General features: G+C 67.7%; 23 protein-coding genes. 13 read left to right on the plus strand and 10 right to left on the minus strand.

All coding sequences use genetic code 11. The annotated features are described in order from the left end of the window. Positions 1 to 11 precede the first annotated feature (11 nt). From ABD225_RS15080 to ABD225_RS15105, 6 genes are all read right to left on the minus strand, one after another. Entirely contained in the window at positions 12 to 983 is a 972-nt protein-coding gene (locus ABD225_RS15080) for an alpha-ketoacid dehydrogenase subunit beta (protein ID WP_344087234.1), read from the minus strand. After that, positions 980 to 2125, minus strand: a complete 1146-nt coding sequence (gene pdhA, locus ABD225_RS15085; RefSeq protein ID WP_344087237.1) for a pyruvate dehydrogenase (acetyl-transferring) E1 component subunit alpha — start codon at positions 2123 to 2125, stop codon at positions 980 to 982. The genes ABD225_RS15080 and pdhA overlap by 4 nt, the downstream gene beginning before the upstream one ends. A gap of 224 nt (positions 2126 to 2349) precedes the next feature. Beyond that, positions 2350 to 2745 (minus strand): type II toxin-antitoxin system VapC family toxin, encoded by a 396-nt coding sequence (locus ABD225_RS15090; protein ID WP_344087240.1) that lies wholly within the window; start codon positions 2743 to 2745, stop codon positions 2350 to 2352. Positions 2746 to 2772: 27 nt separating this feature from the next. After that, positions 2773 to 3048 (minus strand): type II toxin-antitoxin system VapB family antitoxin, encoded by a 276-nt coding sequence (locus ABD225_RS15095; protein WP_344087243.1) that lies wholly within the window; start codon positions 3046 to 3048, stop codon positions 2773 to 2775. A gap of 83 nt (positions 3049 to 3131) precedes the next feature. Beyond that, positions 3132 to 4217, minus strand: coding sequence for a histidinol-phosphate transaminase (gene hisC, locus ABD225_RS15100; protein ID WP_425564461.1), 1086 nt, complete (start codon positions 4215 to 4217; stop codon positions 3132 to 3134). A gap of 66 nt (positions 4218 to 4283) precedes the next feature. Continuing rightward, positions 4284 to 4619 (minus strand): phage holin family protein, encoded by a 336-nt coding sequence (locus tag ABD225_RS15105; RefSeq protein ID WP_344087249.1) that lies wholly within the window; start codon positions 4617 to 4619, stop codon positions 4284 to 4286. 163 nt (positions 4620 to 4782) lie between these two features. Between ABD225_RS15105 and ABD225_RS15110 the strand changes: the two genes are divergently transcribed. The 4 genes from ABD225_RS15110 (at position 4783) to ABD225_RS15125 (ending at position 7934) form a co-directional block, all read left to right on the plus strand. Beyond that, a complete protein-coding gene (locus tag ABD225_RS15110; RefSeq protein WP_425564459.1) occupies positions 4783 to 5535 on the plus strand; it encodes a transporter substrate-binding domain-containing protein in 753 nt (250 codons plus the stop codon). A 176-nt stretch (positions 5536 to 5711) separates the two neighbouring features. Further along, complete coding sequence (locus tag ABD225_RS15115) at positions 5712 to 6668, plus strand: amino acid ABC transporter permease (protein WP_344087252.1); 957 nt, start codon at positions 5712 to 5714, stop codon at positions 6666 to 6668. Continuing rightward, entirely contained in the window at positions 6668 to 7495 is an 828-nt protein-coding gene (locus tag ABD225_RS15120) for an amino acid ABC transporter ATP-binding protein (RefSeq protein ID WP_344087255.1), read from the plus strand. Before ABD225_RS15115 ends, ABD225_RS15120 begins: the two co-directional genes overlap by 1 nt. A 31-nt stretch (positions 7496 to 7526) precedes the next feature. Next, the gene (locus ABD225_RS15125) at positions 7527 to 7934 is read left to right on the plus strand and encodes a type II toxin-antitoxin system VapC family toxin (RefSeq protein ID WP_344087258.1); all 408 of its coding nucleotides are present in this window, start codon (positions 7527 to 7529) and stop codon (positions 7932 to 7934) included. Between the two features lie 116 nt (positions 7935 to 8050). Here the strand turns inward: ABD225_RS15125 and ABD225_RS15130 are convergent, their stop codons facing one another. Further along, positions 8051 to 9043, minus strand: a complete 993-nt coding sequence (locus ABD225_RS15130) for an EamA family transporter (RefSeq protein ID WP_344087261.1) — start codon at positions 9041 to 9043, stop codon at positions 8051 to 8053. Between the two features lie 39 nt (positions 9044 to 9082). On the opposite strand from ABD225_RS15130, the gene ABD225_RS15135 reads away from it, so the two are divergent. Beyond that, on the plus strand, positions 9083 to 9622 hold the full coding sequence (locus ABD225_RS15135) for a CGNR zinc finger domain-containing protein (protein WP_344087264.1): 540 nt from the start codon (positions 9083 to 9085) through the stop codon (positions 9620 to 9622). Here ABD225_RS15135 and ABD225_RS15140 read toward each other — a convergent pair. Together ABD225_RS15140 and ABD225_RS15145 are read right to left on the minus strand one after the other, a co-directional pair. Beyond that, positions 9604 to 11319 (minus strand): hypothetical protein, encoded by a 1716-nt coding sequence (locus ABD225_RS15140; protein ID WP_344087267.1) that lies wholly within the window; start codon positions 11317 to 11319, stop codon positions 9604 to 9606. The two genes, ABD225_RS15135 and ABD225_RS15140, sit on opposite strands and share 19 nt — an antisense overlap. Before the next feature lie 233 nt (positions 11320 to 11552). After that, positions 11553 to 13346, minus strand: coding sequence for an outer membrane protein assembly factor BamB family protein (locus tag ABD225_RS15145; RefSeq protein ID WP_344087270.1), 1794 nt, complete (start codon positions 13344 to 13346; stop codon positions 11553 to 11555). A gap of 65 nt (positions 13347 to 13411) precedes the next feature. On the opposite strand from ABD225_RS15145, the gene galE reads away from it, so the two are divergent. Then, positions 13412 to 14431 (plus strand): UDP-glucose 4-epimerase GalE, encoded by a 1020-nt coding sequence (gene galE / locus ABD225_RS15150; protein WP_344087272.1) that lies wholly within the window; start codon positions 13412 to 13414, stop codon positions 14429 to 14431. Further along, on the plus strand, positions 14377 to 15339 hold the full coding sequence (locus tag ABD225_RS15155) for an alpha/beta hydrolase (protein WP_344087275.1): 963 nt from the start codon (positions 14377 to 14379) through the stop codon (positions 15337 to 15339). The genes galE and ABD225_RS15155 overlap by 55 nt, the downstream gene beginning before the upstream one ends. On the opposite strand, the gene ABD225_RS15160 is transcribed toward ABD225_RS15155, so the two are convergent. Then, positions 15316 to 17106: an HNH endonuclease signature motif containing protein gene (locus ABD225_RS15160; RefSeq protein ID WP_344087278.1), complete on the minus strand. Its 1791-nt coding sequence runs from the start codon at positions 17104 to 17106 to the stop codon at positions 15316 to 15318. The genes ABD225_RS15155 and ABD225_RS15160 overlap by 24 nt on opposite strands. A 281-nt stretch (positions 17107 to 17387) precedes the next feature. Here ABD225_RS15160 and ABD225_RS15165 point away from each other — a divergent pair, with 281 nt between their 5' ends. The 6 genes from ABD225_RS15165 (at position 17388) to ABD225_RS15190 (ending at position 26329) form a co-directional block, all read left to right on the plus strand. Beyond that, positions 17388 to 19586, plus strand: coding sequence for a molybdopterin-dependent oxidoreductase (locus ABD225_RS15165; protein WP_344087281.1), 2199 nt, complete (start codon positions 17388 to 17390; stop codon positions 19584 to 19586). Positions 19587 to 19739: 153 nt separating this feature from the next. Next, positions 19740 to 21176 (plus strand): cytochrome ubiquinol oxidase subunit I, encoded by a 1437-nt coding sequence (locus ABD225_RS15170; protein WP_344087284.1) that lies wholly within the window; start codon positions 19740 to 19742, stop codon positions 21174 to 21176. A gap of 17 nt (positions 21177 to 21193) precedes the next feature. Continuing rightward, positions 21194 to 22243, plus strand: coding sequence for a cytochrome d ubiquinol oxidase subunit II (gene cydB / locus ABD225_RS15175; protein ID WP_344087287.1), 1050 nt, complete (start codon positions 21194 to 21196; stop codon positions 22241 to 22243). Between the two features lie 17 nt (positions 22244 to 22260). Then, positions 22261 to 23874, plus strand: coding sequence for a thiol reductant ABC exporter subunit CydD (cydD, locus tag ABD225_RS15180; protein ID WP_344087290.1), 1614 nt, complete (start codon positions 22261 to 22263; stop codon positions 23872 to 23874). After that, positions 23871 to 25523: a thiol reductant ABC exporter subunit CydC gene (gene cydC, locus ABD225_RS15185; protein WP_344087293.1), complete on the plus strand. Its 1653-nt coding sequence runs from the start codon at positions 23871 to 23873 to the stop codon at positions 25521 to 25523. The genes cydD and cydC overlap by 4 nt, the downstream gene beginning before the upstream one ends. Positions 25524 to 25573: 50 nt before the next feature. Beyond that, complete coding sequence (locus ABD225_RS15190) at positions 25574 to 26329, plus strand: polysaccharide deacetylase family protein (RefSeq protein WP_344087296.1); 756 nt, start codon at positions 25574 to 25576, stop codon at positions 26327 to 26329. The last annotated feature ends 46 nt before the right edge of the window (positions 26330 to 26375 follow it).

Here is a 26375-nt window from a genome sequence, read left to right on the forward strand (position 1 = left end):
TTTCGCGCTCCTCAGTGCTGCATCAGCCGGTCGACGGCGTCGAGCACTCGGTCCAGGTCGGGCAGGAAGTCCTCTTCGAGACGGCTCGGCGGGTAGGGCACGTTGTAGCCGCCCACGCGCAGCACCGGCGCCTCCAGCGAATAGAAGCACTCCTGCTGGATCTGCGCGGCCAGTTCGGCGCCGAGCCCGAGGAAGGTCGCGGCCTCGTGCACCACGACGCACCGCCCGGTTTTGCGGACCGAGGCGAAGATCGCCTCGGTGTCCAGCGGTGACAGCGAGCGAAGGTCGATGACCTCGATCGAAATGCCTTCCTCCTCGGCCGCCTGGGCGGCCTGCAAGCAGGAGCGGACCATCGGTCCATACGCCAGCACCGTGACATCGGAACCCGGCCGAATCACGTTGGCGGAGAACAAGTCCCGCTCAGGCGCCTCGGCTACCTCACCCTTGTCCCAATAGCGACGCTTGGGTTCGTAAAAGATGATCGGGTCCGGGCACTCGATCGCCTGCTGGATCATCCAGAACGCATCATTTGGGTTCGAGCAGGAGATGACGCGCAGCCCGGCGGTGTGCGCGAAATACGCCTCATTCGACTCGCTGTGGTGCTCGACCGCACCGATGCCGCCACCGACGGGGATGCGGATCACCATCGGCAGCGTGACATTCCCGAGCGAGCGCGCGTGCAGCTTCGCGACCTGGCTGACGATGTGGTCGAAGGCCGGATAGACGAAGCCGTCGAACTGGATCTCGACGACAGGGCGGTAGCCGCGCAGCGCCATACCGATCGCCGTCGCGACGATGCCGGCCTCCGCGAGCGGGGTGTCGATGACCCGGTCCTCACCGAAGTCCTTCTGCAGCCCCTCGGTGATCCGGAAAACCCCGCCGAGCTTGCCGATGTCCTCGCCCATGAGCAGGACCTTGGGGTCCTTCTCCATCGCGGCCCGCAGCCCGCTGTTGAGCGCCTTGGCCATGGTCATCGTGCTCATGCGTGAGCCCCCTCAAAAGACGAGAGGTATGCCGTCAGCTCGGCTCGCTCGCGATCCATGACCGGGTGCGGCTCGGCATACACATGATCGAACATCGACGCCGGGCTCGGGTCGGGCAGGGCGAGGCAGCGGGCGCGCAGGTCGGTGCCGACCTCGGCCGCCTCCGCGTCCACCTCCTCGAAAAAGCTCTGGGGTACGCCGTGTGCCCGCGCCAGCAGGTTGCGCAACCGAGCGATCGGGTCGCGGAGTTTCCAGACCTCAACCTCGGCGGAGACGCGGTACTTCGTCGGGTCGTCGGAGGTCGTGTGCGCGCCCATCCGATAGGTGAAGGCCTCGATCAGCGCCGGCCCCTGCCCGTCGCGGGCGTCATCGAGGAAGCGCTTGGTCACGGCATATGTCGCGAGCACGTCATTGCCATCGACGCGGGTGCCGGGGAATCCATATCCCTTGGCGCGCAAGTAGATTGGGATGCGCATCTGCCGCTCGTTGGGCTCCGAGATCGCCCACTGGTTGTTCTGGCAGAAGAAGACGACCGGCGCATTGTTAACGCCGGCGAAGACGAAGGCCTCGCCCACATCGCCCTGCGCGGAGGCCCCGTCACCGAAGTAGGCGATGACCGCGGCGTCGCGGTCCGGGTCGCCGGATCCGACGGCGTGATCGCGCTGGATGCCCATGGCGTAGCCGGTCGCGTGCAGAGTCTGGGCGCCGATGATGATCGTATAGAGGTGGAAGTTCTTCTCGAAGGAGTTCCAGCCGCCGTTGTGCACGCCGCGGAACATCGCGAGCAGGTTCAGCGGGTCGACCCCGCGGCACCAGGCGACGCCGTGCTCGCGGTAGGTCGGGAAGGCGAAGTCCTGCGTGCGCATCGCGCGACCCGAGCCGACCTGCGCGGCCTCCTGGCCCAGGCTCGGCACCCACAGGCCGAGCTCACCCTGCCGCTGCAGCGCGGTGGCCTCGTTGTCGCAGCGCCGCACGATGACCATGTCGCGGTAGAAGCCCTGCAGCTCCTGCGTGGTCACCTCATCGGCGATCGCGTCATACTCCGGATGCGAGACGCGCTCGCCCTCCGGTGTGACCAGCTGGACCATGTCCGGCCCGCCGTCGGAGGGTTCGATCCGCCGCTGGCGCTCCTGCTCACCCATCTCGCTCCGTTCCCCACCCGTATGCGGGGTGTCCGCCGGCCGGGTGCTTCAGTCGAATCGCCGTCCACAGCCGGCGTCCGCTCCGGGGGTGACCGGCTGAGACGGGCTGCGGCGCGGCGGGCGTCACGGTCACGTCCTCGTGGCCGCGTCTCGCTTGCGCGTTGTGGGCAAGGTTATCGGAGGTCGTATGCCGCGCGGACCGCCGAGCACTCGCTCCCCGGCCGTCACCAGGGTGCCCAGTTGAGATCGGTATGCGTGAAGTCATCGCCGACGAAGAGGAGTTCCTGGTGGGTGGCCTTGGCCAGCGCGTAGGTGCAGCAGTCACCGAAGTTGAGCCTGGCTCGGCTTCCACTGCCGCGCCCAAATCGTGAGTGTGCCGCAATGGCCATGCGAGCCTGCTCGGTCGTGAGCGGGAGGATCGTGATTTCCTGCGCCGCGCACAACGCGTAAACAAGCGACTCCGCGCCGGCTCCCAGGCGGCCTTGCAGGACCAACCCGCATTCGACCAGGCTCGCCGAGGACATCAATCTGTCGGGCGCGGCGCTCACGGCTCCAAGCAGCCGATCAGCCCCGGGCTCGCCGAGCAGTATGGCGATCACGGCCGAAGTGTCGATGACCATCAGACAGGCACCATCAGATCGAGACCATCAGCGCGGGAGGCCCCACTCGTCATACATATCCGCCATCTCCGCCTTGATGGCCGCGCGGTCGGCGTCGGTCAGTAGTGCCCTAGCGGCCTGCACAACCTTCTCCGACGCGGCCATGCGGCGCGCCACAGCCGCTGCGTGGTCCTCGTCGGTGGTCAGGTCGGCGAGGAATTTGGTCAGCGCCTCCTCGAGCACGCTGACCTGGGTGCGCCCGGTCTTGCGCGCCGCCTCTGCTGCGAGAGCGCAGACCCGGTCATTCTTGATGTTCAGGGCCATACGGGAAACTTTACACCTTGTTACACCCTCAGCAGCTGTCCGCGCCTGATCACCCGGGCCCTTAAACCCTGGGCGGGCGGGACCTAGTGACGCGCGGCGCGCCAGGCGGCGGCGATGTCTAGCAGGCGGTCGGAGGCTTCGGGCTCGCCGATGGTGGCGCGGACGCCGTCGACGGCATACGGGCGCACGGTGAGGGCTTGCTCCTCGCAGGCGGCCGCAAAGGCGGGGGTGTCTTCGCCGAGCGGGAACCAGACGAAGTTGGCCTGAGAGGGCGGCAACACCCAGCCCTGCTCGGCCAGCCCGGCCTCGACGCGGTCGCGCTCGGCGACCAAGTCCTTGACCCGCACCTCCAACTCGTCGCGCGCAGCCAGTGACGCCACCGCCGCCTCCTGGGCGAGCAGGTTCACGCCGAAGGGCGTGGCCGTCATACGCAAGGCCTCGGCGATCTCGGGGTGGGCCACGGCATATCCGACCCGCAGGCCGGCGAGGCCGTAGGCCTTCGAGAAGGTCCGCAGCACAACGACATTCGGGTGCTCGTGCAGCAACGCGAGCGCATCCGGCGCCGCCGGATCGGTCCCGAACTCTAGATACGCCTCGTCGATGACCACCAGCACGTGCGGCGGCACCCGCCCGAGGAAGGTCCGCAACTCGGTGTCGGTGACGATCGTCCCGGTGGGGTTATTGGGAGTGCAGACGAGGATGACTTTGGTCGAGTCGGTGACGGCCGCGGCCATCGCCGGCAGGTCGTGGCGGTGTTCCTTGGTCAGCGGCACTTGCACCGAGAAGGCACCCGCGAGAGCCACCACGATCGGATAGGCCTCGAAGGAGCGCCAGGCGTAGATCACCTCGTCGCCGGCATCGCACATCGCATCGACGATCTGACCGAGCACGGCGACCGAGCCGGTGCCGCAGGCGATCCACTCAGCGGGGACACCTAGGTATGTCGAAAGCGCTTCCCGCAGAGCGGTATTGCCCATATCGGGATAGCGGTTCATCCGCTCGGCCGCACACCGCACCGCGTCGAGGACGCTGGGCAGCGGGGCATATGGGTTCTCGTTGGAGGAGATCTTGTATGCCGTCAACCCGGCCACCGGGGTCGGCGGCTTGCCTGGCTTGTATGCGGGGAGCCCGCCCAGGACGGCGCGCGGCTGGGGGAGGTCGTGACCCATCGTCATACGTCCTGCATCAATCGTTGTCGGGCAGAACGAAGTTCAGGACCATCGAGACCAACGTGATCACCAGCGCCGCCATGACGGCATTCCAGAAGAAGTGGTCGATGGTGAAGTCCAATTCAACGCATCACAGACCCATTCGGTGATCTGCAACATGAAGGCGTTCACGATGAAGGTGAACAGCCCGAGCGTCAGCACAATCGCCGGGAACGAGAGGACCTTGGCGATCGGCTTCACCAGAGCGTTCACAACACCGAAGATGACCGCCACCAGCAGGATGGTCAGCAGCCGCGTCGAGAGCTTGTCCGCGTCCTCGCCGAGTCGCACGCCGTCGACCACGAGCGCCGCAACCCACAGGGCAACCGCGTTGACCCCGACCTTGATGAGCATGTTCTGCATACGCCCCATCCTGGCAGGCCCGGCCGACAACTGGCAGAACCGCGGCGCGACGGGAACAGGATCGTGACGTGTGCGTGCTGGGCAGGGAAAGTGAGACGGGTTACTCTCCCCGAGAGGCCGCCAGCCGGTGGCCACCGCATCGCCGCGCTCTGGAGGCTCAACCGTGTTCCGCCGTTCCCCCGCATTCGCCCTCGCCGGCATCGCCTGCGCCGCCCTGACACTCAGCGCGTGTGGGTCCGATTCCCTGTCGACGACTTCCTCGACCTCCGGCGGCGCTGGCAGCCAGACCTCGTCCAGCACGACCGAAGCCGTCGACCCCGCGCTCGTCGCGAAGCTGCCGGCGTCCATCAAGTCAGCGGGCGTCATCAAGATCGGCACGGACGCGACCTACCAGCCCAACGAATATCTCGACGCCGACGGCAAGACCGTCATCGGCATGGATGTCGACCTCTTCAACGCCGTCGCCGCAAAGTTCGGCATGAAGACCGAGTGGGTCCCCACCGGCTTCGACCAGATCATCCTTGGTGTCGGCAGCGGGAAGTACGACATCGGCATCTCCTCCTTCACCATCAACGCCGACCGGATGAAGGAAGCGACGATGGTCAGCTACTTCACCGCCGGCACGCAGTGGGTCGTTGCCAAGGGCAATCCGGCGGGCGTCGACCCCGAGAACGCCTGCGGCAAGAAGGTCGCGGCGCAGAAGGCGACCGTGCAGTCCGATGTCGACTACCCCGCGCGGAACAAGAAGTGCGTGGACGCCGGCAAGCCCCCGATCGAGCTGCTGATCGACGCCGACCAGGGCAAGGTCACCGCGATGGTTCAGTCCGGCAAGGCCGACGCGATGATGGTCGACCTGCCGCCGGCGATCTCCGCGGTCGAGACGACCAATGGGGAGCTCGAACTCCTCGGCGAGTAGTACGACTCCGCGCCCTACGGCTACGTCCTGCCCAAGGATCAGACCGAGTTCGGTCAGGCCATCGCGGATGCGCTGAAGTCGCTGGATGCTGACGGCACGTACAAGACCATCCTCACCAAGTGGAAGACCGAGGGCGGCGCGATCAACGACTTCGCCGTGAACCCGTCCGTCGGCTGATGAGCACCGACACCGTCGACCGGCCGGGCGAGATCCACGCCCGGCCGGTCCGGCATCCCGGCCGATGGGTCGCCCTGGTGATCATCGCGATCCTCGTCGCGATGTTGATCAGTTCGTTCATCACGAATCCCAAGTGGGACTGGGGTTTCGCGTTCCAGATCATGCAGCAGAAGCCGGTCATCAACGGCCTCTGGAAGGGCACGATCCTCGGCACCATCGGCGCGATGATCCTCGGCATCGTGCTGGGGGTGATCCTCGCGGTAATGCGCCTGTCGGAGAATCCCGTTCTGCGCGGAGTCTCCTTCGCCTACACCTGGTTCTTCCGCGCGATGCCGCGCTATGTGCTGCTCGCCTTCATGGGCGGCGCGATTGCGCTGCTCTACCGCGAGTTCGACATCGGCGTCCCGTTTGGTCAACAGATCGCCGGAGCCCTCGGGCTCTCGACGGACCTGACCTTCTGGTCGTTCAGTTGGAATGACATTTCCAGCACGATCTGGGTCGGCATCCTCGGCTTGGGCTTGTCCGAGGCGGCCTACATGGCCGAGATCGCCCGGGCCGGCATCCTGTCCGTGGACAAGGGCCAAGGCGAGGCAGCCCAAGCCCTGGGTATGTCGCCCGGCCAGGCCATGCGCCGCATCATCCTGCCCCAGGCCATGCGCGTCATCGTGCCGCCCACGGGCAACGAGACCATCGCCATGGTCAAGGACACCTCGCTCTTCATCGCGGCCTCGATCATCACCGAGTTGTATTTCCAGGCCTATGGCTTCGGCCAGCGCAGCTTCAAGATCGTGCCCGGCTTCATGGCGGCCGTGATGTGGTACCTCATCGTCTGCTCGATTCTCATGGTCGGCCAGAGCTACTTGGAGCGCTACTTTGGTCGCGGCTTTGGCGCCCAGGCTCCAACCAAGCGCGAACGCAAGGTCAAGGACCTGCTCTCTCGGACGGGTGATCACTAATGGCCGATATGCCGCTCGTCCACGCGGTCAATGTGACCAAGTCATTCGGCGACAACCAGGTGCTCAAGGGCATCGACATGGACGTCCACAAGGGTGAAGTCGTCTGCTTCCTCGGCCCCTCCGGCTCGGGCAAGACGACCTTCCTGCGTTGCATCAACCAGTTGGAGACCATCAACGGCGGCCGGATCTGGGTCGATGGCGAGCTCATGGGGTATGCCGACAAGGGCGGGGTGCTGCATCGCCTGCACGACAAGGAGATCGCCCGCCAGCGCCGCGAGATCGGCATGGTCTTCCAGCGCTTCAATCTCTTCCCGCACAAGACCGTCCTCGACAACATCATCGAGGCCCCGGTGCAGGTCAAGGGGGAGAAGAAGGCCGAGGTGACCGTCCGGGCCAAGGAGTTGCTCGAGCGCGTGGGGCTCGCGGACAAGCCGCTGGCATACCCCGGGCAGCTCTCGGGTGGGCAGCAGCAGCGGGTCGCGATTGCGCGGGCTCTGGCGATGCGACCGAAGCTGATGCTCTTCGACGAGCCGACGTCGGCGCTCGACCCCGAGCTGGTCGGCGAGGTCCTGACCGTCATGCGGGAGCTGGCCAAGGAGGGGATGACGATGATCGTCGTCACCCACGAGATGGCCTTCGCGCGCGATGTCGCCGACCGAGTGGTCTTCATGGACGGCGGGGTCGTCGTCGAGCAGGGTGACCCCAAGCAGGTCATCAACAACCCGCAGCACGAGCGCACCCAGACCTTCCTGAGACGTATGCAGTCCGAGCACGAGCAGGCGGTCGCCGCCGTCGCCGACCCCTTGGGGCTGACTCAGGACAGCTGAGTCCATTCAGACTGCGAGATGAGGGCCGGCGGTGAGCGTTGTCATCGACACCTCGGTGACGATGACGTGGTGCTTTGAGGATGAGGCGACTCCCTCGACGGAGGACATCCTTGACCTCGTGGTCGCCGAGGGCGCATTGGCCTCGCCGTTGTGGACTTTGGAAGTCACGAATGGGCTGATCTCCGCGGAGCGGCGCGGTCGGCTCACGGAAGCACAGAGCGCACGTTTTGTGAATCTGCTGATGCAACTTCCGATCACCATCGCGCCGGACTGTCCGACTCCAGCCGTCGTGCTTGGCCTCGCGCGAACTCATGGGCTCACGACCTACGACGCATCAAACCTTTGGCTCGCGGAAGCCCGCGGCCTGCCCCTTGCGACATTGGACGTGCGCTTGCGAAGGGCTGCGGGGACGGCGGGAGTCAGCGTTCTGCCGGGCTGAGGGCAGTTCGCCGGGCCACTCAAACACCCGATCCGCGCATTGACACACTCTGCAGTGGGTGTCGATGCGCCGGTCGGGTGTTGTTGCGGCCGCTCGCTGACGTTGCGGGCGTCGGCTTAGGGAATGTCGAGCTCGAGTTCGGGGCCGACCTCGACGGTCTTCTCCCCGAGCTTGACGCCGATGACGCCGAGCAGCACGAGCGCGCCGCCGAGGATCTGCACGGGGGCGGGGACCTGGCCGAGCAGCAGCCAGGCAAAGATCACGGCCGCCAGCACCTCGGAGAGCGCCACGAAGGAGGCCAGGCGGGAGCCGAGGATGCGGGTGCCCATGATGCCCAGGACGTATGCCGCCGCGGCCGTCACCACGCCCAGCGCCAGCAGGGGTGCCCACCAGGGGAAAGTGTGGGCCGCGTATGTCGTGTCCTCCGCCGCGCGCTGCATGTCCAGGATCCCGCTGAGGCCCAGGAGGCCCAGCAGAGCAGCGCCAACGACCAGTCCTCCGGCGGCCAGCGAGATCGGCGGGAGGCCGTTGTCAGTGTCGGCCGAGATGATGAAGTACGACGCGGCGCCGACCATAGCGCCGAGAGACCAGAGCACACCGATGGGGCTGACGTCGGCTCCACCAGAAAGGAGGTCGAGCACGAGGACCAAACCGAGGACGGCGACGAAAGCTCCCGCGAGCGTGAGCAATCCCGGGCGCTGACCGTGTCGCAGCCAGAGCCAACCGACGACCGCTGCGGGGGCGGTGTACTCGATGAGCAGGGCCGGGCCGACGGCCATGTGGGCGACGGCGGAGAAGTAGCAGAACTGGGCGCCGGCGACGGCGAGCGCGCCATAGAGCAGGACGGTGCGCCAGGTCTGGCGCAGCGCAGTCCAGTTCCCGCGAAGGGCGCGCACGCCAAAGGGCAGCAGGACGAGCGCGGCGACGGTCATACGCACGAGGACGACAGCGGCGGCATTCCAGCCGGTGTCGAGGAGACCGCGGGCCAGGGGGCCGGAGAGTGCGAACCCGGTCGCCGACGCCAGAGCCAAGCCCAGGCCGACGCCGAGTCGGGAGGACGCGGTAGACGCCCCCTGCACGGCCACCACGTCATCCGTCATCAGTGCCATGACGCATTACAGTACGGAAGGAGCAGGTAATATGTCAACATGAATTTGACTCATGACGCACGGCTGGCCCTCACGGCCGCCGCGGCATTGGTCAACTCGGGCTTGGAGCCGGCGACCCTCACGACCCCGGCCGACCTCGATGCGTTCTTTGTCCAATGGGAATACACCGGTCGTCACGACCGGGACAGGGCAGAGTTTGCGCAGGTCATCGGCCTGCGGCCACGGCTGCGCGAGTTGCTGCTCGCCGACCGCGACACCGCGCCCGCGCTGATCAACGCCATGCTCGCGGAGGCCAAAGCCTTGCCGCAGTTGGTCCGGCACGAAGGTTTCGACTGGCACATCCACGCGTCGGGGCCGGATGCACCGTGGGCCGATCGGATCCTCGTGGAGACGGCGATGGCGATGATCGACCTCATCCGCGCGGACGAGCTCAGCCGGCTTGCGGTGTGCGCGGATGAAACGTGCGAGGGCGTGGTGCTCGACCTGTCGCGCAATCGCTCGCGGATTTACTGCTCCACCGCCTGCAGCAATCGCAATGCCGTCGCGGCCTACCGAGCGCGTCAGGCTGCCCGGGAGTGAATCGGCGTCGACTGACCTGGCAGCCACGCGGCAATGAGCGCGAGCAGCACGGTGCTGCCCAGGAGATTGCTGCCGACCTGACCGAAGGCGCCACTCATCGTGGCGTGCGCGTCCGGGCCGGTTGCGAGCCCCCAGGCGAGCAGGGTGGTGCTGAGCACGGCATACGACAACAACACCGCCGTGCGCCCGAGGCCGGGGAGGCCGGTGACGGAGGAGTGCGCGCCGGAGGTCAGGAAGCCCCAGACCACACCGAAGAAGACCAACCCGATCCCGGCGAAGCCGAAGAGCGCACCGAACGGATCGGCCGCGAACGAGCCCTGCAAGATCAACACGAGCACGCCGCTGATCGCGAAGGCTTCCCGAACGTCGAACGCCGCGAGCAGCAGCGGCAATGACCGCAGCCGCACGAGCAACCACACCGCGCCCGCGAGGAGGAGCACGGACCCCGCCCGGGCGATGTCGGTGATCGTGAAGCCACCCCACTCGGGGCCGGGGAAGAGCTGATTCCAGCCCACGAGGGCGATGAGAACGAGGCCGGCCAGCCCCAGCCAGGCAGCCGCGAGGCTGGGGCGGGAGCGGGCGACATACGCGGCGGCGGCGAGGAAGAGTGCCCCGACGAGCAGGGCGTATGTCGTGCCGGTCCACGCATGCCCCATCGCGTCGGCGAGCCTGGTGACGGGGCCGACGAGGCCGGTGCCGCCGCCCACGGCGCTGAGCACGCTTGCGGCGACCAGGCCGAGGGTCAGGGGCGCGGTGAACGCGGCAAGGACGATAGCGACGGTCGGCGCACCGGTCGAGGCACCGCTTTCGACGGCATCGGCGGTCGCCGGGACGCCTCTGGCAGCCCAGCGCCACCATGCGATGCCCAGCACCATCACAGCGGCAGTCACGGCGAGACGCACCAGCCATCGACCGGGGCTGCGAGCGCCCGCCACATCCATGACGGTCATCGCGACGGCCAGAACGAGGAGGAGGGTGGCGATGACCACGAGCGGCGCGCTTCGGCCGCGCGCCGTCCGCTCGATCGACCGGCCAACGAAGCCCGTCGCCGTCCGAGCGAAAGACACGGCCCCGCCGCCCGCGAGGATCGCCATCGGCGCCACGAGGACCCCGAGCATCGTGACGACCTGTTCCAGGCCCGCGCCGAAGAGCGGCAGCCCTCCGGAGGTGCCAGCGGCGGTGTAGGCGATGATCTGCGTGATCGCCGTGGCGCCAACGGCCAGGCTGGCCAGGATGGCGGCGACGACGATGACCAGGTCCGCTGATGCCTGGCGGCGACGCATGGCCACGACGGCCGGGGCGATGAGGGCGACGGTCGGCAAAGCGAGATAGCCACTCCAGGCGCTGCTTCGGAACTGCCAGGCCGTCCCCGCAAGGAGCACGGTCGGCACGAGCAGCATCACGACGGCGAGGGTGGCGAGTGTGCGCTTGGCGAAGGTTGCCCCGAAGATGCCGATCGCCACCGCGAACAGCAGCAGGCACATCAGGGCGGGATAAGCGAAGACGGGTATGCCGACCGGTCGCCCCGGCGCCGTGGCGCTGCCGAGCGTCGCCGAGCCCGGGCCAATCGGGAGGGCTGCCAGACGCGCGGCGAGGAGCACACCGAGTGCAGCAACCCCGAACGCGACGAGTCCGAGCGAGACGACCATGACTCCCGAGGCGCCACCACCTCGGGCGCGGATAGCATTCTCGCGCACCGGGTTTGCGATGAAGGCCCGAAGGAAGTCCCGGCCAATGAGCTGACCCACACGGGGTGGGCGCCGAGGCAGGACGATGGAGGCACCCGGCTCGGGGGTGAGCGCTGATCTGAGGCTTGGGCTCGACCGGATTACGTCACCGCGGGTGGGCTGCGCGCCACGCTCGGCATCCGACGGGGGCAATGACTCCAGGGGATGTGACTCGAGGGGATGCGACTCGAGGGGATGTTCCGTCATCGGGAGTCCCCAGCGAAGCGCTCGACGCCAGTGGCGGAGGAGACATACGTGACGCCGTCGACCGTCTGCGCCGCGGCCTTGAGGACGGACGGACCGGTTGGGGTCTGCACGGTGGCGTGGCCACGCCATACAAGCTGCCCATCGCGACCGAACACCCGCAAGGTCCCGTCGGCCGCTGTGGCCGTCACCACAGGCTTGCCGTCCGCGCTGGTCCCGACCGTCAGGGCATCCGCTGAACCGCCCTGCTGCCCAGTGATATTCAGGGCATCGTCCAGCACCGTGATGCGTCCGCGCGCAGCGATGGCGACGACGCCGTCACCAGCGGTCAGCGCATCGACCGCGGTGAAGCCGACATACCGGCGGGCCAGCTCATCGCCCGCCAGAGAGGAGGCAACCACTTCCCCGCGATCCGTCGCCACGACGAGACGGCCGTTCGTGACGACCGGCCCGGCGAGCAACGCCTCCCCCGTCGTGAAGGTGACGGAATCCGCGGCCGAGGACGCCGCGATGCGCACGCCCCGCAGGCCGCCCTCGCCACCGGAGACGACCAACCCACCATCCGGCATGGCTAGGCCACGATCATTCGCGGCACCCTGGACCTGCGCTACGCGAGTGCCGGTCTCTACGTCAAGCACGGTGATGCGGCCGAGAGCGTCGAGAACTCCCACAAGGCGGCCCTCCGGCTCGGTGGCGAGCTTGCGAATTGTCTTGTCGAGCCGCACCTGCCAATGGACGAACCCGGTCGCCGGCTCGACCCCGGTCACAACGCCGGCGCTGTCGGCGAGCACGGCGAACTTCCCGGCCTGGATCGGGGCGGCGATGAAGGGCGCGGCGGCGGGCACCCGCCAAACGGGGAAGGCCAGCGGTCCGTCCGCGACCACGGCGGACATGACCTGGCTGGCGCCCTCGGCATCGAGGACGACATTGGCCGATGGCATGACGAGCGGGTCGGTGCTCGCCGCACCGGGGGTGGGCCGAGTGAAGAGCGTGTCGGTGCCGACGGCCAGGTCCGATCCCGTATTCGCTTGCGGCGCAGCGAAGTCCGCCATCGTTGCCACAGCATCGGCGGCGTCGACGGTCTGCTGATCGCCGGACCCGCCGGTTGTGCGGACCGACCACTCACCGGGGCAGTAGGTCGTCGTGTTGGTGTCGTCCAAAGGCGTGGCGCCGAGATCGGAGCCGTCGTCGGTGGGAGTCAACGTAGTGCGGGAGCGGACTTCGACACACCCGTCGTTGCCAACCTTGGTGATCTCGCTTTCAGCGGTGTAGCTGGTGATCTCGATGCCGGCGTATGACGAGCGCCCGAGTTGGGACCACTTCTCTCCCATGGCGATTCGGGCTGGAAGGACCTGGATCGCGGGCTGGTACAGCAGGGGCAGCGGGAGAGTGCTCGGGGCGATCGGCTGCACGATGCCCTCGCTGCTGGCGACGAAGACTTCCGGAATGTTGTAGTGCTGGCCGTCCCGGTGCCGCAAGGTGGTGACGCTTGTCCACACCGCGGAGTCGGTATGCCGTGCCGCCACCTCGCGGACCGCGTTCGCCATGACCGGGGGCAGGCTTCCGACGAACTCCAACCCCGGGGCGCGGACGGCGGACGCGACCCAGTCCGGCGTGCCGCTGCCGGGGGTATGCACGCTCCAGGCCGGGTCGGTGGTGAAGAAGCGCGCGGCTGGCGGGTTGGGCGCCGCCGTGCGGGCGATGTAGGTGCTGCTGATTCCTGTGGCGGTCAGGGCCAGCACGAGGAAGGCGTTCGCGGCTGGCATACGGCCCGGCTGCACCCTGATCCCCACGCCGCAACTGTAGGGCGGGCTCGCAGTCGGCGCACGGCGCCGCTGGGGTCGCATACGGTTGAGCCATGCGTGTTCTCGTCTCCGGCGGCGCCGGCTATATCGGCTCCCATACCGTCGTTCAGCTGGTTGCAGCCGGTCATGACGTGGTCATCGTCGATTCATTCGCCAACAGCAAGCCGGCGGTGATCGGGCGGCTGGAGGCGCTGACCGGGCGCCATCTGCCGGTGCACGCCTTCGACCTGACCGACCGAGACAAGACTGAGCGGCTGTTCGCCGACGAGGCCTTCGATGCGGTCATCCACTTCGCCGGACTGAAGGCCGTCGGGGAGAGCGCTCAGATCCCGCTGGAGTATTACGAGAACAACCTCGACTCCACCTTCTCGCTCGTGCGCGCCATGCGTCGGCACGGCGTGAACTTGTTGGTCTTCTCGTCGTCCGCGACGGTCTATGGCGAGCACGCTCCGTTGCCCTATCGCGAGGATTACGCTCCGCTGCAGTCGAGTTCGCCCTATGGCCGCACCAAAGTGATGATCGAGCACGTGCTGTCCGATGTGGCGGCGGCTGATCCGCAGATGCGAGTGGCCTTGCTCCGCTACTTCAATCCGGTCGGCGCGCATGCCTCCGGCACCATCGGCGAGGACCCGCAGGGCATCCCCAACAATCTGATGCCTTTCATCGCCCAGGTCGCGGTCGGACGCCGCGACAAGCTGACAGTCTTCGGCGACGACTACCCCACGGCCGACGGCACCTGCGAGCGCGACTACATCCACGTCGAAGACCTCGCCGCCGGTCACGTCGCCGCGCTCAACAAACTCGCCAGCACGCAGGAGCCGGTCTCGATCTGGAATCTCGGCACCGGGCAGGGGACTTCCGTCATGGAGATGCTGCACGCTTTCGAACGCGCCGTCGGGCGCGAACTGCCGTATGACGTGGGCCCGCGCCGCGCCGGCGACCAGCCGCAGTCGTGGGCGGACCCGGCGAAGGCGAACGCCGAATTGGGTTGGCAGACATGCAAAACGATCGACGATATGTGCGCCGACACCTGGCGCTGGCAGTCGGCGAACCCGACGGGCTACGAGGGCTGACCCGGGTGGGTCGCAAGGGCGCCGCGGGCGCGGTTGGCTTCGTCGCGGCTGCTGGCGCGGGGCTGGTGGCGGGGGTCCTCGCGGGTGCGCGGCAGATCAGTGGACCGCAACGGCCGTGGCCGGACTACCGGTTCAGCCCGTTCGAGGTCGGTGCGTCGTCCGAAGATGTCAGCTTCACTGCCGACGATGGGACTCAGCTTGCCGGGTGGTGGCTGGACCGGCCCGACAGCGAGCGCGTCGTCATCGTCAGCCACGGGCACCGCGGCAACAAGTCCGACATGCTGGGCATTGGGCCGGGGCTGTGGCGCGCGGGAAATACTGTGCTGCTCTTTGACTTTCGCGGCAATGGGGACTCCCAGGATGGGCCGCAGTCATTGGCGCACTACGAGCAAGCCGACCTGCGGGCGGCGATTGAGTATGCCGTCGCTCGCCGCCCGGACGCGGCGCTCGTCCTCGTGGGCTTCTCGATGGGCGCCGCGGTGAGCATCCTGGTCGGGTCGGGTGACTCGCGCGTGGCGGCATTCGTCCTGGACTCGCCCTTCGCCGATCTGCATGGCGTCATCCGCAATGCCATCGGCAAACTGCGACTCCCGCCGGTGCCGCTGCTCTGGCTGACCGATCGCGCGACCCAGTGGCGCTATGGCTATGCCTTCGGCGAGGTCTCCCCCATCGATCGCTTCGCCGACCTCGCCCCGCGGCCGGTGCTGCTGATGCACGGCGACCAGGACCGCGTCATACCCGTGGAGCACGCGCAGCGGCTATATGCCGCTGCCGGGGAGCCCAAGCCGACCCTCCACATCTTCCCCGGCGCCGATCACTGCGGCGGCTACTTCCAGGACCGCCAGGCCTATATCGACATGGTCGCCGACTTCCTGGGTGCGACATCAGAAGGGCGGCTCGTCACGTAGGCACCCGCCCACGTCGAGATCGTCGAGTTCGGCGAGGGTGACGCGGAGCACGCGCAGGCCCGAGAGCGCCCGTATCGCCGAGGGCGTTCGAGGGTCGGACCGCTCCAAGACCGTGTCCTTGGGTCGGACGTCCAGCGAGAGAGCGCGAGCATGGCGGACCAAGTCCTCCTGCATGGCCTCGTGGTGGGCGAGTTGGTGTTCGAGGGAGTACTCGAGCATGGTCATAGGCTGGCAACGAGGCGTCGGCTGCGTGAATGCCGTTGGCGGGCAAGGCTTGTCGAACGCGACGCGGGCCGCGGTGAGCCGATCCAGAGGGTATGTCGTGTGCTCGACCCCCGTGGGATCGCGCCATCGCGCAACTGCTCCCGTATCGAGCCGCACCTGCCACCCGGGTGACTGCTTGATCCGGTGGTGCCGACGGCATAGGCACATGAGGTTGTCCGGCCCGGTCGCGCCGTCGGGCCAGGCGCGGACGTGGTCGACGTCGCAAAATCGCGCGTTGATGGTGCAGCCGGGGAATCGACATCGCCCGTCGCGGGCTTTGACGTGGGCGATGAGCCGCTCGCCGGGCCGATAGCGGGCCGTGGCGTCTCCCTCCGCCAGGTTGTCGCCGTGGAATCGGAGGGCTCCGGTGTCTGGATCGCACGGCTGGATGTGCCGCGTGACCAGAGCGCTCGTTCGCAACCATTCGCGATCCAACAAGACCGTCTCGGTCTTCCCGATCGGCGTCGCCTCAACCAGCCCGGCCTCCGCGCTCGCCCACGCCGCTGCAACCGGGGCGCTCGCTGCCCGGTCAACTCCGCAACCGGCCGCAAGATCAGAACCTGCACCTGGACAGTCGGGCCCAGGATCAGCGGGCGGCGGTACGGGCATCTCGCCATCGGTCGGGAGGGCATCGGCGGGGACCGTGAGGTGCACCTGAACCTCAACCGTCGCATTGCCCGTGATCAGGTCCATCATCGCGTGGGCGCGGGCCACGGCCATCGTGGGGTACTTGCCCGCTTGAACATACTCAAGAGCGAGTTGGTCGACAGCAGCCCAGGCGGGCAGTGCGGACTCGGCCGGCAGCAAGGCGGACCAGCTATCGACGCCCGGATCTGAGACCCGCCGTTGGAGGCGGATGTCGGCGCGCGCTCGCTCGATGCGCTGCTTCAAGGCACTCTGGTCGATCTGGGCCAGCAGTTTGCGCGTGTGCCCCCGCAGTTGCGATCCGGTGCAGCGATCGAGTCGATCCCCAAGGCGAGCTATCACGAGAGCGGCGGCTTCCGCGGGCGCATCGGCCAACTCCTCGGCGAGAACTTTGGCGCGATAACCATCCAGACGTCCCTCGCGCATCGCCGTCGCGACCGCACCCAGACCCGTCGGCTGACCCGGCCCGGCATCCGGCGCCGCCGTGGGTGAGAGCGAGTCCTCGGCATACCGCGGCTGCCGACCCGCCGCCACCCGAACCGCTGTCTCGACTCGACTCTGCACCAGCGTATGGGGGATCCGCAGTCGAGCAGCAACGAGGTCGGGACCGTCGAGGCTGATGTGCCCGAGCGCCCGATGCGTCTCGACGATGACGCCGTCCTGGTCCCAGTCCTGATCGATGGCCACGGCGCGAACGATCGCCTGATCCTGAGCTCCGGTCAGAGTGTTGAGCAAACCTTGAAGTTCGGCGACCAACTGCACCCAGCCGGCACGATCACGCGCCGTGGAGGGCTCGGCGGACACGGCATACACCTGCTCCGCGAGGCCGCGTAACCCCTCGACCATATGCTCTGACACTGCCGTCATCATCGCCGCTGACACCCCCAGTCGTGACTCACCACACTACCGGAAAAGCACTCGGAAAACAAGCCTCTATTGCTCGAATATCTTTGCGCATCAACACTATTCGCGTCACAACGATGACGTCGAGGCGATGCCCTGCCCAGGCTATCGGAGGGCACCGACAGCCCCCCACGGCCCGCGCCGGTGGGACGGTGATTGGCGCGGCGGGCGGGCGGCCGCTCACCACAAGCTCGGGCCGCGGGCGAGGCACCGGTCCAGGTGGAAGACTGTCAGGCATGGCCGAAGAGACCCGCTACATCACCTGTGTCCTATGCGAGGCGAGTTGCGGGCTGGAGGTCAAGGTTGACGGGCCGACCGTGGTAAGCATCCGCGGCCACAAGGAGGACCCGCTCTCGCGCGGCCACATCTGCCCCAAAGCCATTGCGCTCCAAGACCTTCACACCGATCCCGATCGCCTGCGCACCCCCGTCCGCCGGGTCGGCGCGCCCGGCGCGGACGCGACCTGGGAGCCGATCGGCTGGGATGAGGCCTTCGATCTCGTCGCCGAGCGCATCGTCGCGATCCAGGCGGAGCACGGGGCGGACGCGGTCGCGGCATACCTCGGAAATCCGAATGTCCACAGCCTCGGGGCGCTCACCCACGGCGTGAACCTCGTGCGAACCATCAAGTCGCGCAACACTTTCAGCGCCACCAGCGTCGATCAGCTCCCGCATCACCTGAACGCGATGCTGCTCTATGGCCACCAATTCCTGCTGCCCGTCCCGGACATCGACCGCACCCAACTGCTCGTCCTCATCGGCAACAACCCGATGGCTAGCAATGGCTCGATGATGACCGTCCCCGGCTTCCCCGGCCGCTTGCGCGAACTCAAGGCCCGCGGCGGCCGGCTCGTGGTCCTCGACCCGCGGCGCACCGAGACGGCCAAGGTCGCCGACGCGCACCACTTCATCCGTCCCGGCACCGATGCTTATGTCCTCCTCGCGATCCTCCACGTCCTCACCACCGAGGGCCTGACCAAGCCCGCCGAGTATGTCCGTGGCCTCGCCGAGGTCGCCGCCGCCGTCGCCCCGTTCACCCCCGATCGCGCCGAGCCCATGAGCGGTATGCCGGCCGCCGAGATCATCGCCCTCGCTCGCCAGATCGCGAGCGCCGAGAGCGCCGCCGTGCACGGACGGATGGGCGTCTCCACGCAGGAGCATGGCGCCATTTGCCAGTGGGCGGTGCAGTGCATCAACGCCCTCACCGGCAATCTCGACCGCCCCGGTGGCACGATGTTCACCACCCCGGCGATCGACCTGATCGGCAAGCGGATGCTCGGCGCCGGACACCTCGGCGCCTGGTCCTCCCGCGTCCGCGGCCTGCCCGAGTTCGGCGGCGAACTTCCCGTTTCCGTTCTTGCGGAAGAGATCTCAACACCCGGGGACGGCCAGATCAAGGGGCTCGTCTGTCTCGCCGGCAATCCGGTCTCCTCGACCCCCGCCGGCGATGACCTCGGCGACGCGCTGGCCGGGCTCGATTTCATGGTCGCCATCGACTTCTACATCACCGAGACCAGCCGGTATGCCGATGTCATCCTCCCGCCGACCGGTCCCCTCGAGCGCGACCACTACGACCTCGTCTTCCACCTGCTCGCGGTGCGCAACACCGCCCGTTGGTCCAGCGCGCTTTTCGACAAGCCGGAGGAAGCCCGCCACGACTGGGAGATCGCCAAGGAACTGGCGCTGCGGATCGTGACCCTGCGCGAGAAGAAGGCTCTTGCCGACGCCGAAGGGCTGACCGGCCTGGCCAACACGGCCGCGACAGCCGTCAAGGACCTGCCCAAAACTGTTGAGGCACAAGCGAGATTCCGCAGCACGCCCAAGCAGCAGGTCGACCTGCTCCTCAAGGCTTTGGGCACCGGCCTGTCGGTGAAGAAGTTGGCGCAGACCCCGGGCGGAGCGGACCTCGGACCGCTCGAACCCCGCCTCCCCCAGCGCCTTTACACCGAGGACAAACTCGTCCACCTCGGTCAGCCCCTCATCACCCAAGCGATCGCGGCCCTGGATGCAGCCGGGGCGACCGCGCACAACGGCGTGGGTGATGAGCTGCTCCTCATCGGCCGGCGCGCCCAGCGCGACAACAATTCCTGGCTGCACAATGTCCCGCGCCTGACCAGCGGCAAACCCCGCCACCGCCTGCTCATCCACCCCACCGACGCGGCCGAGCGGGACATCCGCGATGGAGATGTTGTCGACATCACATCCGCCGCGGGCAAGGTCAGCATCGACTGCCACCTGACCGACGACGTCATGCCGGGAGTGGTCTGTCTACCGCACGGATATGGCCACGCGAGGGCGGACGGCATACGGCTTGAACACGCGAAAACCCTTGCGGGAGTGTCGTTTAACGAACTCAGCGACCCGCAGCGCACCGAGGCAATCACCGGGAATGCGATCCTCAATGGCATACCTGTGGGCGTATCTCGGGCCGACTAGCCGCCCCCCGTCAAGCCCCGTGGAGTAACCCCGCCTGTCTGATCGGTCACGAAGGTCCGCCTCACGAAGGTTCGCCTCACATGCGGCGATCAAAAGGCCTTCTTAGGGTCGATTCGTCATACCCGGAATTTGCCTTCTCTCGGAGCTCACGCGATGGACGCCCTAGACCTCGCCCGGTGGCAGTTCGCCATCACGACCGTCTACCACTTCCTTTTCGTCCCGATCACCATCGGGATGAGTGCGATCGTGGCCTACTTCCACATCCAGTGGGTCCGCACACACAACCCTGACTACCTGCGCCTGACGAAGTTCTTCGGCAAGCTCTTCACGATCAACTTCGCGCTCGGCCTCGTGACCGGCATCGTGCAGGAGTTCCAGTTCGGCATGAACTGGTCCGACTACAGCCGCTTCGTCGGGGACATCTTCGGCGCGCCGCTGGCCTTCGAGGCCCTACTCGCCTTCTTCCTCGAATCCACCTTCCTCGGCCTCTGGATCTTCGGCTGGGGCAAGCTGCCGGAGAAGCTCCACGCGCTGACGATGCTCGCCGTGCACATCGGCACGGTGCTGTCCGCATACTTCATCCTCGCGGCAAACTCGTTCATGCAGAACCCGGTTGGCTACAAGTACAACCCGACCACCGGCCGCGCCGAGATGACCGACTTCCTCGCCGTGCTCACCAACAAGGTCCAGCTCGTGACCTTCCCGCACGTCATCACCTCGGCATACATGGTCGGCGGCGCCATGGTCATGGGAGTCTCCGTCTGGCTGATGCGTCGCAGCCGGCCAGCCGCCGACAACTCCCTCTATCGTCGCTCGGCCCGCGTTGGCGCCATCGTGACCCTGATCGCCAGCCTCGGCGTGATCTTCTCCGGTGACCTCCAGGGCAAGATCATGACCGAAGTGCAGCCGATGAAAATGGCTGCCGCAGAGGCACTTTATGAGACCAGCGACACCTGCGCCCCGTTCTCCGTATTCACCATCGGCACCCCCGATGGCACGAAGGAGAAGTTCTCCATCAAGGTCCCGTGTGTCCTCGGCTTCATGGCCACCGGCAGCCTGGACAAGCCCGTCGAGGGCATCAACCCGCTGCGCGAGCAACTGATCGCCAAATACGGCTCCGACTCCAGCGCCCTCGTCAAGGACGCGACCTACACGCCATACATCCCCGTCACCTACTGGTCCTTCCGCTTCATGATGGGCCTCGGCTTCGTGACGATGGCGGCCGCAGCCGCGGTGCTGTGGTCGACCCGCAAGGGCGGCACCCCACGCGGCAAGTGGTGGAGCCTCGTGATCTTCGGCGCCCCCCTCGCCCCGGTCTTCGCCAACAGCTTCGGCTGGATCTTCACCGAGATGGGCCGCCAACCGTGGCTCGTCAACGGCCTGATGACCACCGCGACCGGCGTCTCCCCGAGCGTCAGCTCGGCCGAGGTCTGGATCTCGATGATCGTCTACACGCTGCTGTATGCCGCCCTCGCGGTCGTGGAGATCAAGCTCTACACCGACTACATCAAGAAGGGCGCTGACCCCTTCGAGCAGCCCAAGTCGCCGGATCAGATGACCGACGACACCGAACTGCAGTTCGCCTACTGAGATAAGGAGATTCAGACATGGACCTCGCAGTGATCTGGTTCCTCCTCATCGCCGTGCTGTGGACCGGCTACTTCGTCCTGGAGGGCTTCGACTTCGGTGTCGGCATGCTCTTCCCGATCCTCGGGAAAGGCCGCGACGCCGACGACACCGAGAAGCGCCGCCGCGTGCTCCTCAACACCATCGGCCCCGTCTGGGACGGCAACGAGGTGTGGGTGCTCACCGCCGGTGGCGCCACCTTCGCGGCCTTCCCGCACTGGTACGCCACGCTCTTCAGCGGTTTCTACCTCCCGCTGCTGCTCATCCTCGTCGCGCTCATCGTCCGCAATATGGGCTTCGACTATCGCGGCAAGCGTGACAATGCGGCGTGGAAAGCCAACTGGGACAAGGCAATCATCATCGGCTCGTTCCTGCCGGCACTGCTATGGGGCGTCGCCCTGACCAATATCGTCCGCGGCGTGCCGATCGATCAGAACATGGAATACACCGGCAACCTCGTCACCCTGCTCAACCCAATCGGGTTGCTCGGTGGACTGGTCTTCGTCGCGCTCTTCTTGACCCACGGCGCATACTTCGTGGCGCTGAAGACCGACGGCCCGATCCGAGCCGATGCGCGCGCGCTGGCAACCAAGACCGGACTGGTCGCCGCCGGCCTCGCCGTCATCCTCCTGCTCGTCCTCGGCATCAGCAAGGGCTCCGTATGGAGCTGGCTCACCACCGCGATCGCCGCCGTCGCCCTGCTGTTCTCGATCTGGGCCAACACCAAGAGCAACGAAGGGCAGGCGTTCGCCGGCACCGCCGTCACCATCGGCGCGGCCGTGGCGACCTACTTCTTCCTGCTCTACCCGAATGTCATGCCGAGTTCGACCGATGACGCCTTCAGCCTGACGATCCACAATGCGTCGAGCACGGACTACACGCTGAAGATCATGACCATCGCGGCCCTGGTCTTCACCCCCATCGTCCTGGCCTACCAGGCCTGGACCTACTGGGTGTTCCGCAAGCGCATCCGCGTGGAACACCTTCCCGCAGCCCAGGATCCGGGCCACGTCCCCGTCGGCACCCGCTGACGGGTGAGCAAGACGGCGTGAAGCCCTTCGATCCGCGAATCATCCGGACTGTCCCCGAGGCCCGTGGCCCCCTGTTGGCCTTGGGGACGGCCGGCGCGGCAAGCGGAGCCGCAACGATCGCGACCGCGTTCGCCCTCACCGGCGTCGTGGTCGCGATTGCGCGCGGGACGGGCCTGCGCGCTCCCCTGGCCTGGCTCGCCGCGATCTTCGTGGTCCGAGCGCTGCTCGCGGCGGTCACGGAGTATGTCGCGGCGCGCGCCGGTGCCGCCGTCTCCACTGCCCTTCGCCGGCGGTTGCTCGCCGCGTGGGCCGGCGCACCGCATACCGGAAGTGACTCCAGCGCAACGCGACTGACGCTCGCCACGGCGGGTGCGACGAGCATCGAGCCGTATGTCGCCCGCTACCTCCCTGCCCTCATCGCCGCGGCCGTCGTGCCCGCCGCAGCTGTCGCCGCCCTGATATTCGTGGACTGGCCGAGCGCGCTGGTCGTCATCCTCACCCTGCCGTTGCTGCCACTTTTCGCCGCTCTCATCGGGCGCACGACAGCAGAGCAGACGCAGAAACGCTGGCGGGCACTGGCGGACCTCTCCGGCCACTTCCTCGACGTCGTGCGCGGCCTGCCAACGCTGGTGAACTACGGGCGGGCGCGCAAGCAACTGCCGGTCATCGCCGATGTCAACGAGCGCAATCGAGCCGCGACGATGGGCACCTTGCGCCTGGCCTTCCTGTCCACGGGCGCGCTGGAATTGCTCGCGACCATCTCGGTGGCCATCGTGGCCGTGCTCTGCGGTGTCCGACTGGCCCACGGCACCATGCCACTCGACACCGCTATGCTCGCGATCCTCCTTGCGCCCGAGGCCTATTGGCCGGTGCGCCGGGTGGGTCAGGAGTTTCACAGCGCTGCCGATGGTGTGCTGGCGTTCGATCAGATTGCCGATGCCATCGATGCCGCGTCCGCGACCAACTCCCCAGGAGGCAGCCAGTCCTTCACGGTTCGGATGTCGGACGTGACCTACTGCTATCCCGGAGCCGAAGGTGCTGTCCTCCAGGGTGTTTCGCTTGCGTCGGACGCAGGCCTCACAGCGCTCACGGGACCATCTGGCGTCGGAAAGACGACACTCCTGGAAATCATCGCCGGCCTGCGCGCGCCCGATGCCGGGACTGTTCTCGCCCCCGCGTGCCACCTCGTGACGCAGCGGCCCTTCCTGCCCACCGGCACTCTCGGCCGCCTCCTGGCACTCGGCAATGACGCAGAACCTGCCGCCCAGTGGGCAGCGCTGCGCGCGGTCGGCCTGGACGGTTTCGTCGCCGCGCTGCCGGACGGACTGGCCACGCGGATCGGTGACGACGGCTTCGGACTTTCCGCGGGGCAGCGAGCCCGAATCGGCCTCGCGCGAGGCCTGCTCGCTCCCGAATCGGTCATCCTGCTCGATGAACCGACGGCCCACCTCGACGCCGAGAGTGCCGAACTCGCCCACAGCGCGATCGTCGACCTCGCCACCCGCCGCTGCGTCATCGCCGTCACGCACCGGCCGGAGCTGGTGGCGTTAGCCGACCAGCACATTGACCTGAGCGCACCGGAAATCGCTGGCGCAGCACGGCATACGACGCGATCGGCGGGGCCACGATGACGACCGGACCCGACCTGCGGACCGTCCGCGTGACACCGGCCTTGGTGCGCGCCGGGCTCGTGGGGGGCCTCGCCCTCGCGAGCGGAATCGCGCTCACCGCGACCTCCGGCTGGCTCATCGTTCGCGCCAGCGAGATGCCGATCATCCTCACCCTCTTGATGGCCATCGTCGGCGTGCGCGCCTTCGGCATGGCCCGCCCGGTGCTGCGCTATGTCGAGCGACTGCTCACGCACGACGCCGCCCTGAACGACCTTGCGCAACAACGGGTCCGGACGTATGACGCGCTGATCCCTCTCACACCCGCACGCCTCGGCTCGCGCGGCCGCGCCGACCTGCTCACAGGCGTCGTCGACGACCTCGACGACATCATCGGCGCGCAGATCCGCGTCACCGTGCCGGGCATCTCGGCGCTCGTGGCGTGGGGGCTGACGAGCGCCATCATCACGGCGTTCGATGCGCGCGTCGGGGCGGCCATCGCCCTGCTGGGGTTCGCGGTGGCCGCCATCAGCGCGCTCGCCCTGCGCTTGGAGTCGGCGGGTATGCCGTCGCTCACCGCCGCGCGCGCCGAGGTCAATCGCGTCGCGGACCTGCTCACCTCGCAGGCGGGCGAGATCGCCGCCATTGGCGCAGGTCCCGCAGTGCTCGCGGATCTCGATGCGGCACAGTCGAATTGGCGCGCCGCCCTGCTGCGCCAGGCGCGAGGCCGAGCCGTGGCGGCCGGCAGCATCCTGCTGGCCGTCGGGGCGACCACGTTGTTTGTCGCGCAGACACTCGTGGGGGAGGCACGGCATACCCCGGCCGTCGCAGCACTTCTCGTGCTCACTCCCGTGGCGACTGCCGACGCTCTCACTCCTCTCGCCGAGGCCGCGCGCGCACTCGCCCGGGCCCGCGGGAGCGCGCAGCGCCTGGGGGCCGTCCTGGCGCAGGAACCGGCCGTCGCGGCCACCCGGCATACCCCTGATCAACAGGAACCGGCCCACAACGGCGCGCCCGACATCGCGCTGCGCGCCGTCAGCGCGCGCTGGTCCGACGATCGCCCGCTCGCGCTGCGCGAGCTCGACCTGGACCTCCCGGCGGGCACCCACCTGTCGCTCAGTGGCCCCAATGGCAGCGGGAAGTCGACCCTGCTCGCCGTCCTCGCCCGCCACCTCGACCCGGCGTCGGGGAGGTATGCCGTGGCCGGTGCCGACGCCCTCGCCGAACCACTCGACGGCTCGCGCGGACGGATCGCCATCGTCGACGACAGCCCGCACCTGTTCGCTTCCACCCTGCGCGAGAACCTGCGATTCGCGGCACCGGGCAGTGACGACGACAGTCTCATCGAGGCACTGCACCGCGCCGGCCTGCGCCCCTGGCTGGACGGCCTCGTGGACGGGCTGGACACGCGCCTAGGGACCGGCGGGCGCGGCGTCTCGGGCGGTGAGCGGGCCCGCATCGCGCTCGCGCGCGCCATCCTCTCGCAGCGCCCGATCATCCTGCTCGACGAGCCCGTCGCGCACCTCGACGCCCCGACGGCGCGCGCGGTCATCGGCGATCTCGTGTCCGCTTCCCAGGGGCGCACGCTGGTGATGGTCAGCCATCGTGAGGACGGCCACGACGCCTTCGCCGAGTCATCGGTGCTGCCCCCGCAGACCACTGGACAGCGGTAACCCGACGATTTACGCTCTGGACAACATACCGAGTATGCAGGGGGCTTTAGGTGATCATCGGGAGGCGTCAGTCGCTCGTCGGGGCCGGCGCGTGCTTGCTGGCCGGGATCGGCGTCAGCGTCGCTGGCCCGCCAGCGGCGGCCAGCCCTCATACCTCCTCTCTCGCGTGGCGGCTCGCCATCCAACCGGACGCCATCGGCCGCGTTGCGACACATCGCCGGATGGCTTTCTTGACCTTCGACGACGGCCCCGACCCCGACTACACCCCCACGGTCCTGGATATCCTCGCCCGCTTCGAGGTGCCCGCGACCTTCTTCATGATCGGCCGCAATCTGCAGGCATACCCCGAGCTGGCGTATACCGTCGCAGCCCGCGGTCATCGAATCGCCAACCACACACAGAACCATCTGTGGCTCGACACACTCCCCGACCAGGCAGTCCGCGCGGAGCTGGGCGCCTGGGAGGACTCAGCCACGGCGCTGCGCCTGCCGAACTCAGGGCTGTTCCGGCCGCCTCGCGGCTGGACCAATGCGACCGTGGGACGTGAGGCCGCCGCCCTCGGTCTGCGCACCGCCTTCTGGACCAACTGCCTTGAGGCGCAGCCGGCTGCCCTGACCGCACGCGCGGCCGGCACCGCGATTGCCCGATCTGTCGTCCCTGGATCGGTGCTGCTGCTCCACGACGGTGGCCACCTCGACGGACCCAATCCACAATCGATCGACCGTGGCCGCACCGTCGCAGCCCTCCCCTATCTGCTGACGGAACTGCAGCGCCGTCGATTTGCCTTGGGCTTGCTGCCTGCCTGAAGGTGCCCCTCTCATGTGGGGCCACGTCGGGTGCGGTGGCGATTCA

It is taken from the genome of Nostocoides veronense, assembly GCF_039531185.1.
Classification (GTDB): domain Bacteria; phylum Actinomycetota; class Actinomycetes; order Actinomycetales; family Dermatophilaceae; genus Nostocoides_A; species Nostocoides_A veronense.

Bases quoted from the DNA above. Each gene is read 5' to 3' on its own strand.
- ABD225_RS15080 (WP_344087234.1), bottom strand. From the start codon at position 983: ATGAGCACGATGACCATGGCCAAGGCGCTCAACAGCGGGCTGCGGGCC.
- pdhA (WP_344087237.1), bottom strand. From the start codon at position 2,125: ATGGGTGAGCAGGAGCGCCAGCGGCGGATCGAACCCTCCGACGGCGGG.
- ABD225_RS15090 (WP_344087240.1), bottom strand. From the start codon at position 2,745: ATGGTCATCGACACTTCGGCCGTGATCGCCATACTGCTCGGCGAGCCC.
- ABD225_RS15095 (WP_344087243.1), bottom strand. From the start codon at position 3,048: ATGGCCCTGAACATCAAGAATGACCGGGTCTGCGCTCTCGCAGCAGAG.
- hisC (WP_425564461.1), bottom strand. From the start codon at position 4,217: ATGGGTCACGACCTCCCCCAGCCGCGCGCCGTCCTGGGCGGGCTCCCC.
- ABD225_RS15105 (WP_344087249.1), bottom strand. From the start codon at position 4,619: ATGCAGAACATGCTCATCAAGGTCGGGGTCAACGCGGTTGCCCTGTGG.
- ABD225_RS15115 (WP_344087252.1), top strand. From the start codon at position 5,712: ATGAGCACCGACACCGTCGACCGGCCGGGCGAGATCCACGCCCGGCCG.
- ABD225_RS15120 (WP_344087255.1), top strand. From the start codon at position 6,668: ATGGCCGATATGCCGCTCGTCCACGCGGTCAATGTGACCAAGTCATTC.
- ABD225_RS15130 (WP_344087261.1), bottom strand. From the start codon at position 9,043: ATGGCACTGATGACGGATGACGTGGTGGCCGTGCAGGGGGCGTCTACC.
- ABD225_RS15135 (WP_344087264.1), top strand. From the start codon at position 9,083: ATGAATTTGACTCATGACGCACGGCTGGCCCTCACGGCCGCCGCGGCA.
- galE (WP_344087272.1), top strand. From the start codon at position 13,412: ATGCGTGTTCTCGTCTCCGGCGGCGCCGGCTATATCGGCTCCCATACC.
- ABD225_RS15165 (WP_344087281.1), top strand. From the start codon at position 17,388: ATGGCCGAAGAGACCCGCTACATCACCTGTGTCCTATGCGAGGCGAGT.
- ABD225_RS15170 (WP_344087284.1), top strand. From the start codon at position 19,740: ATGGACGCCCTAGACCTCGCCCGGTGGCAGTTCGCCATCACGACCGTC.
- cydB (WP_344087287.1), top strand. From the start codon at position 21,194: ATGGACCTCGCAGTGATCTGGTTCCTCCTCATCGCCGTGCTGTGGACC.
- cydC (WP_344087293.1), top strand. From the start codon at position 23,871: ATGACGACCGGACCCGACCTGCGGACCGTCCGCGTGACACCGGCCTTG.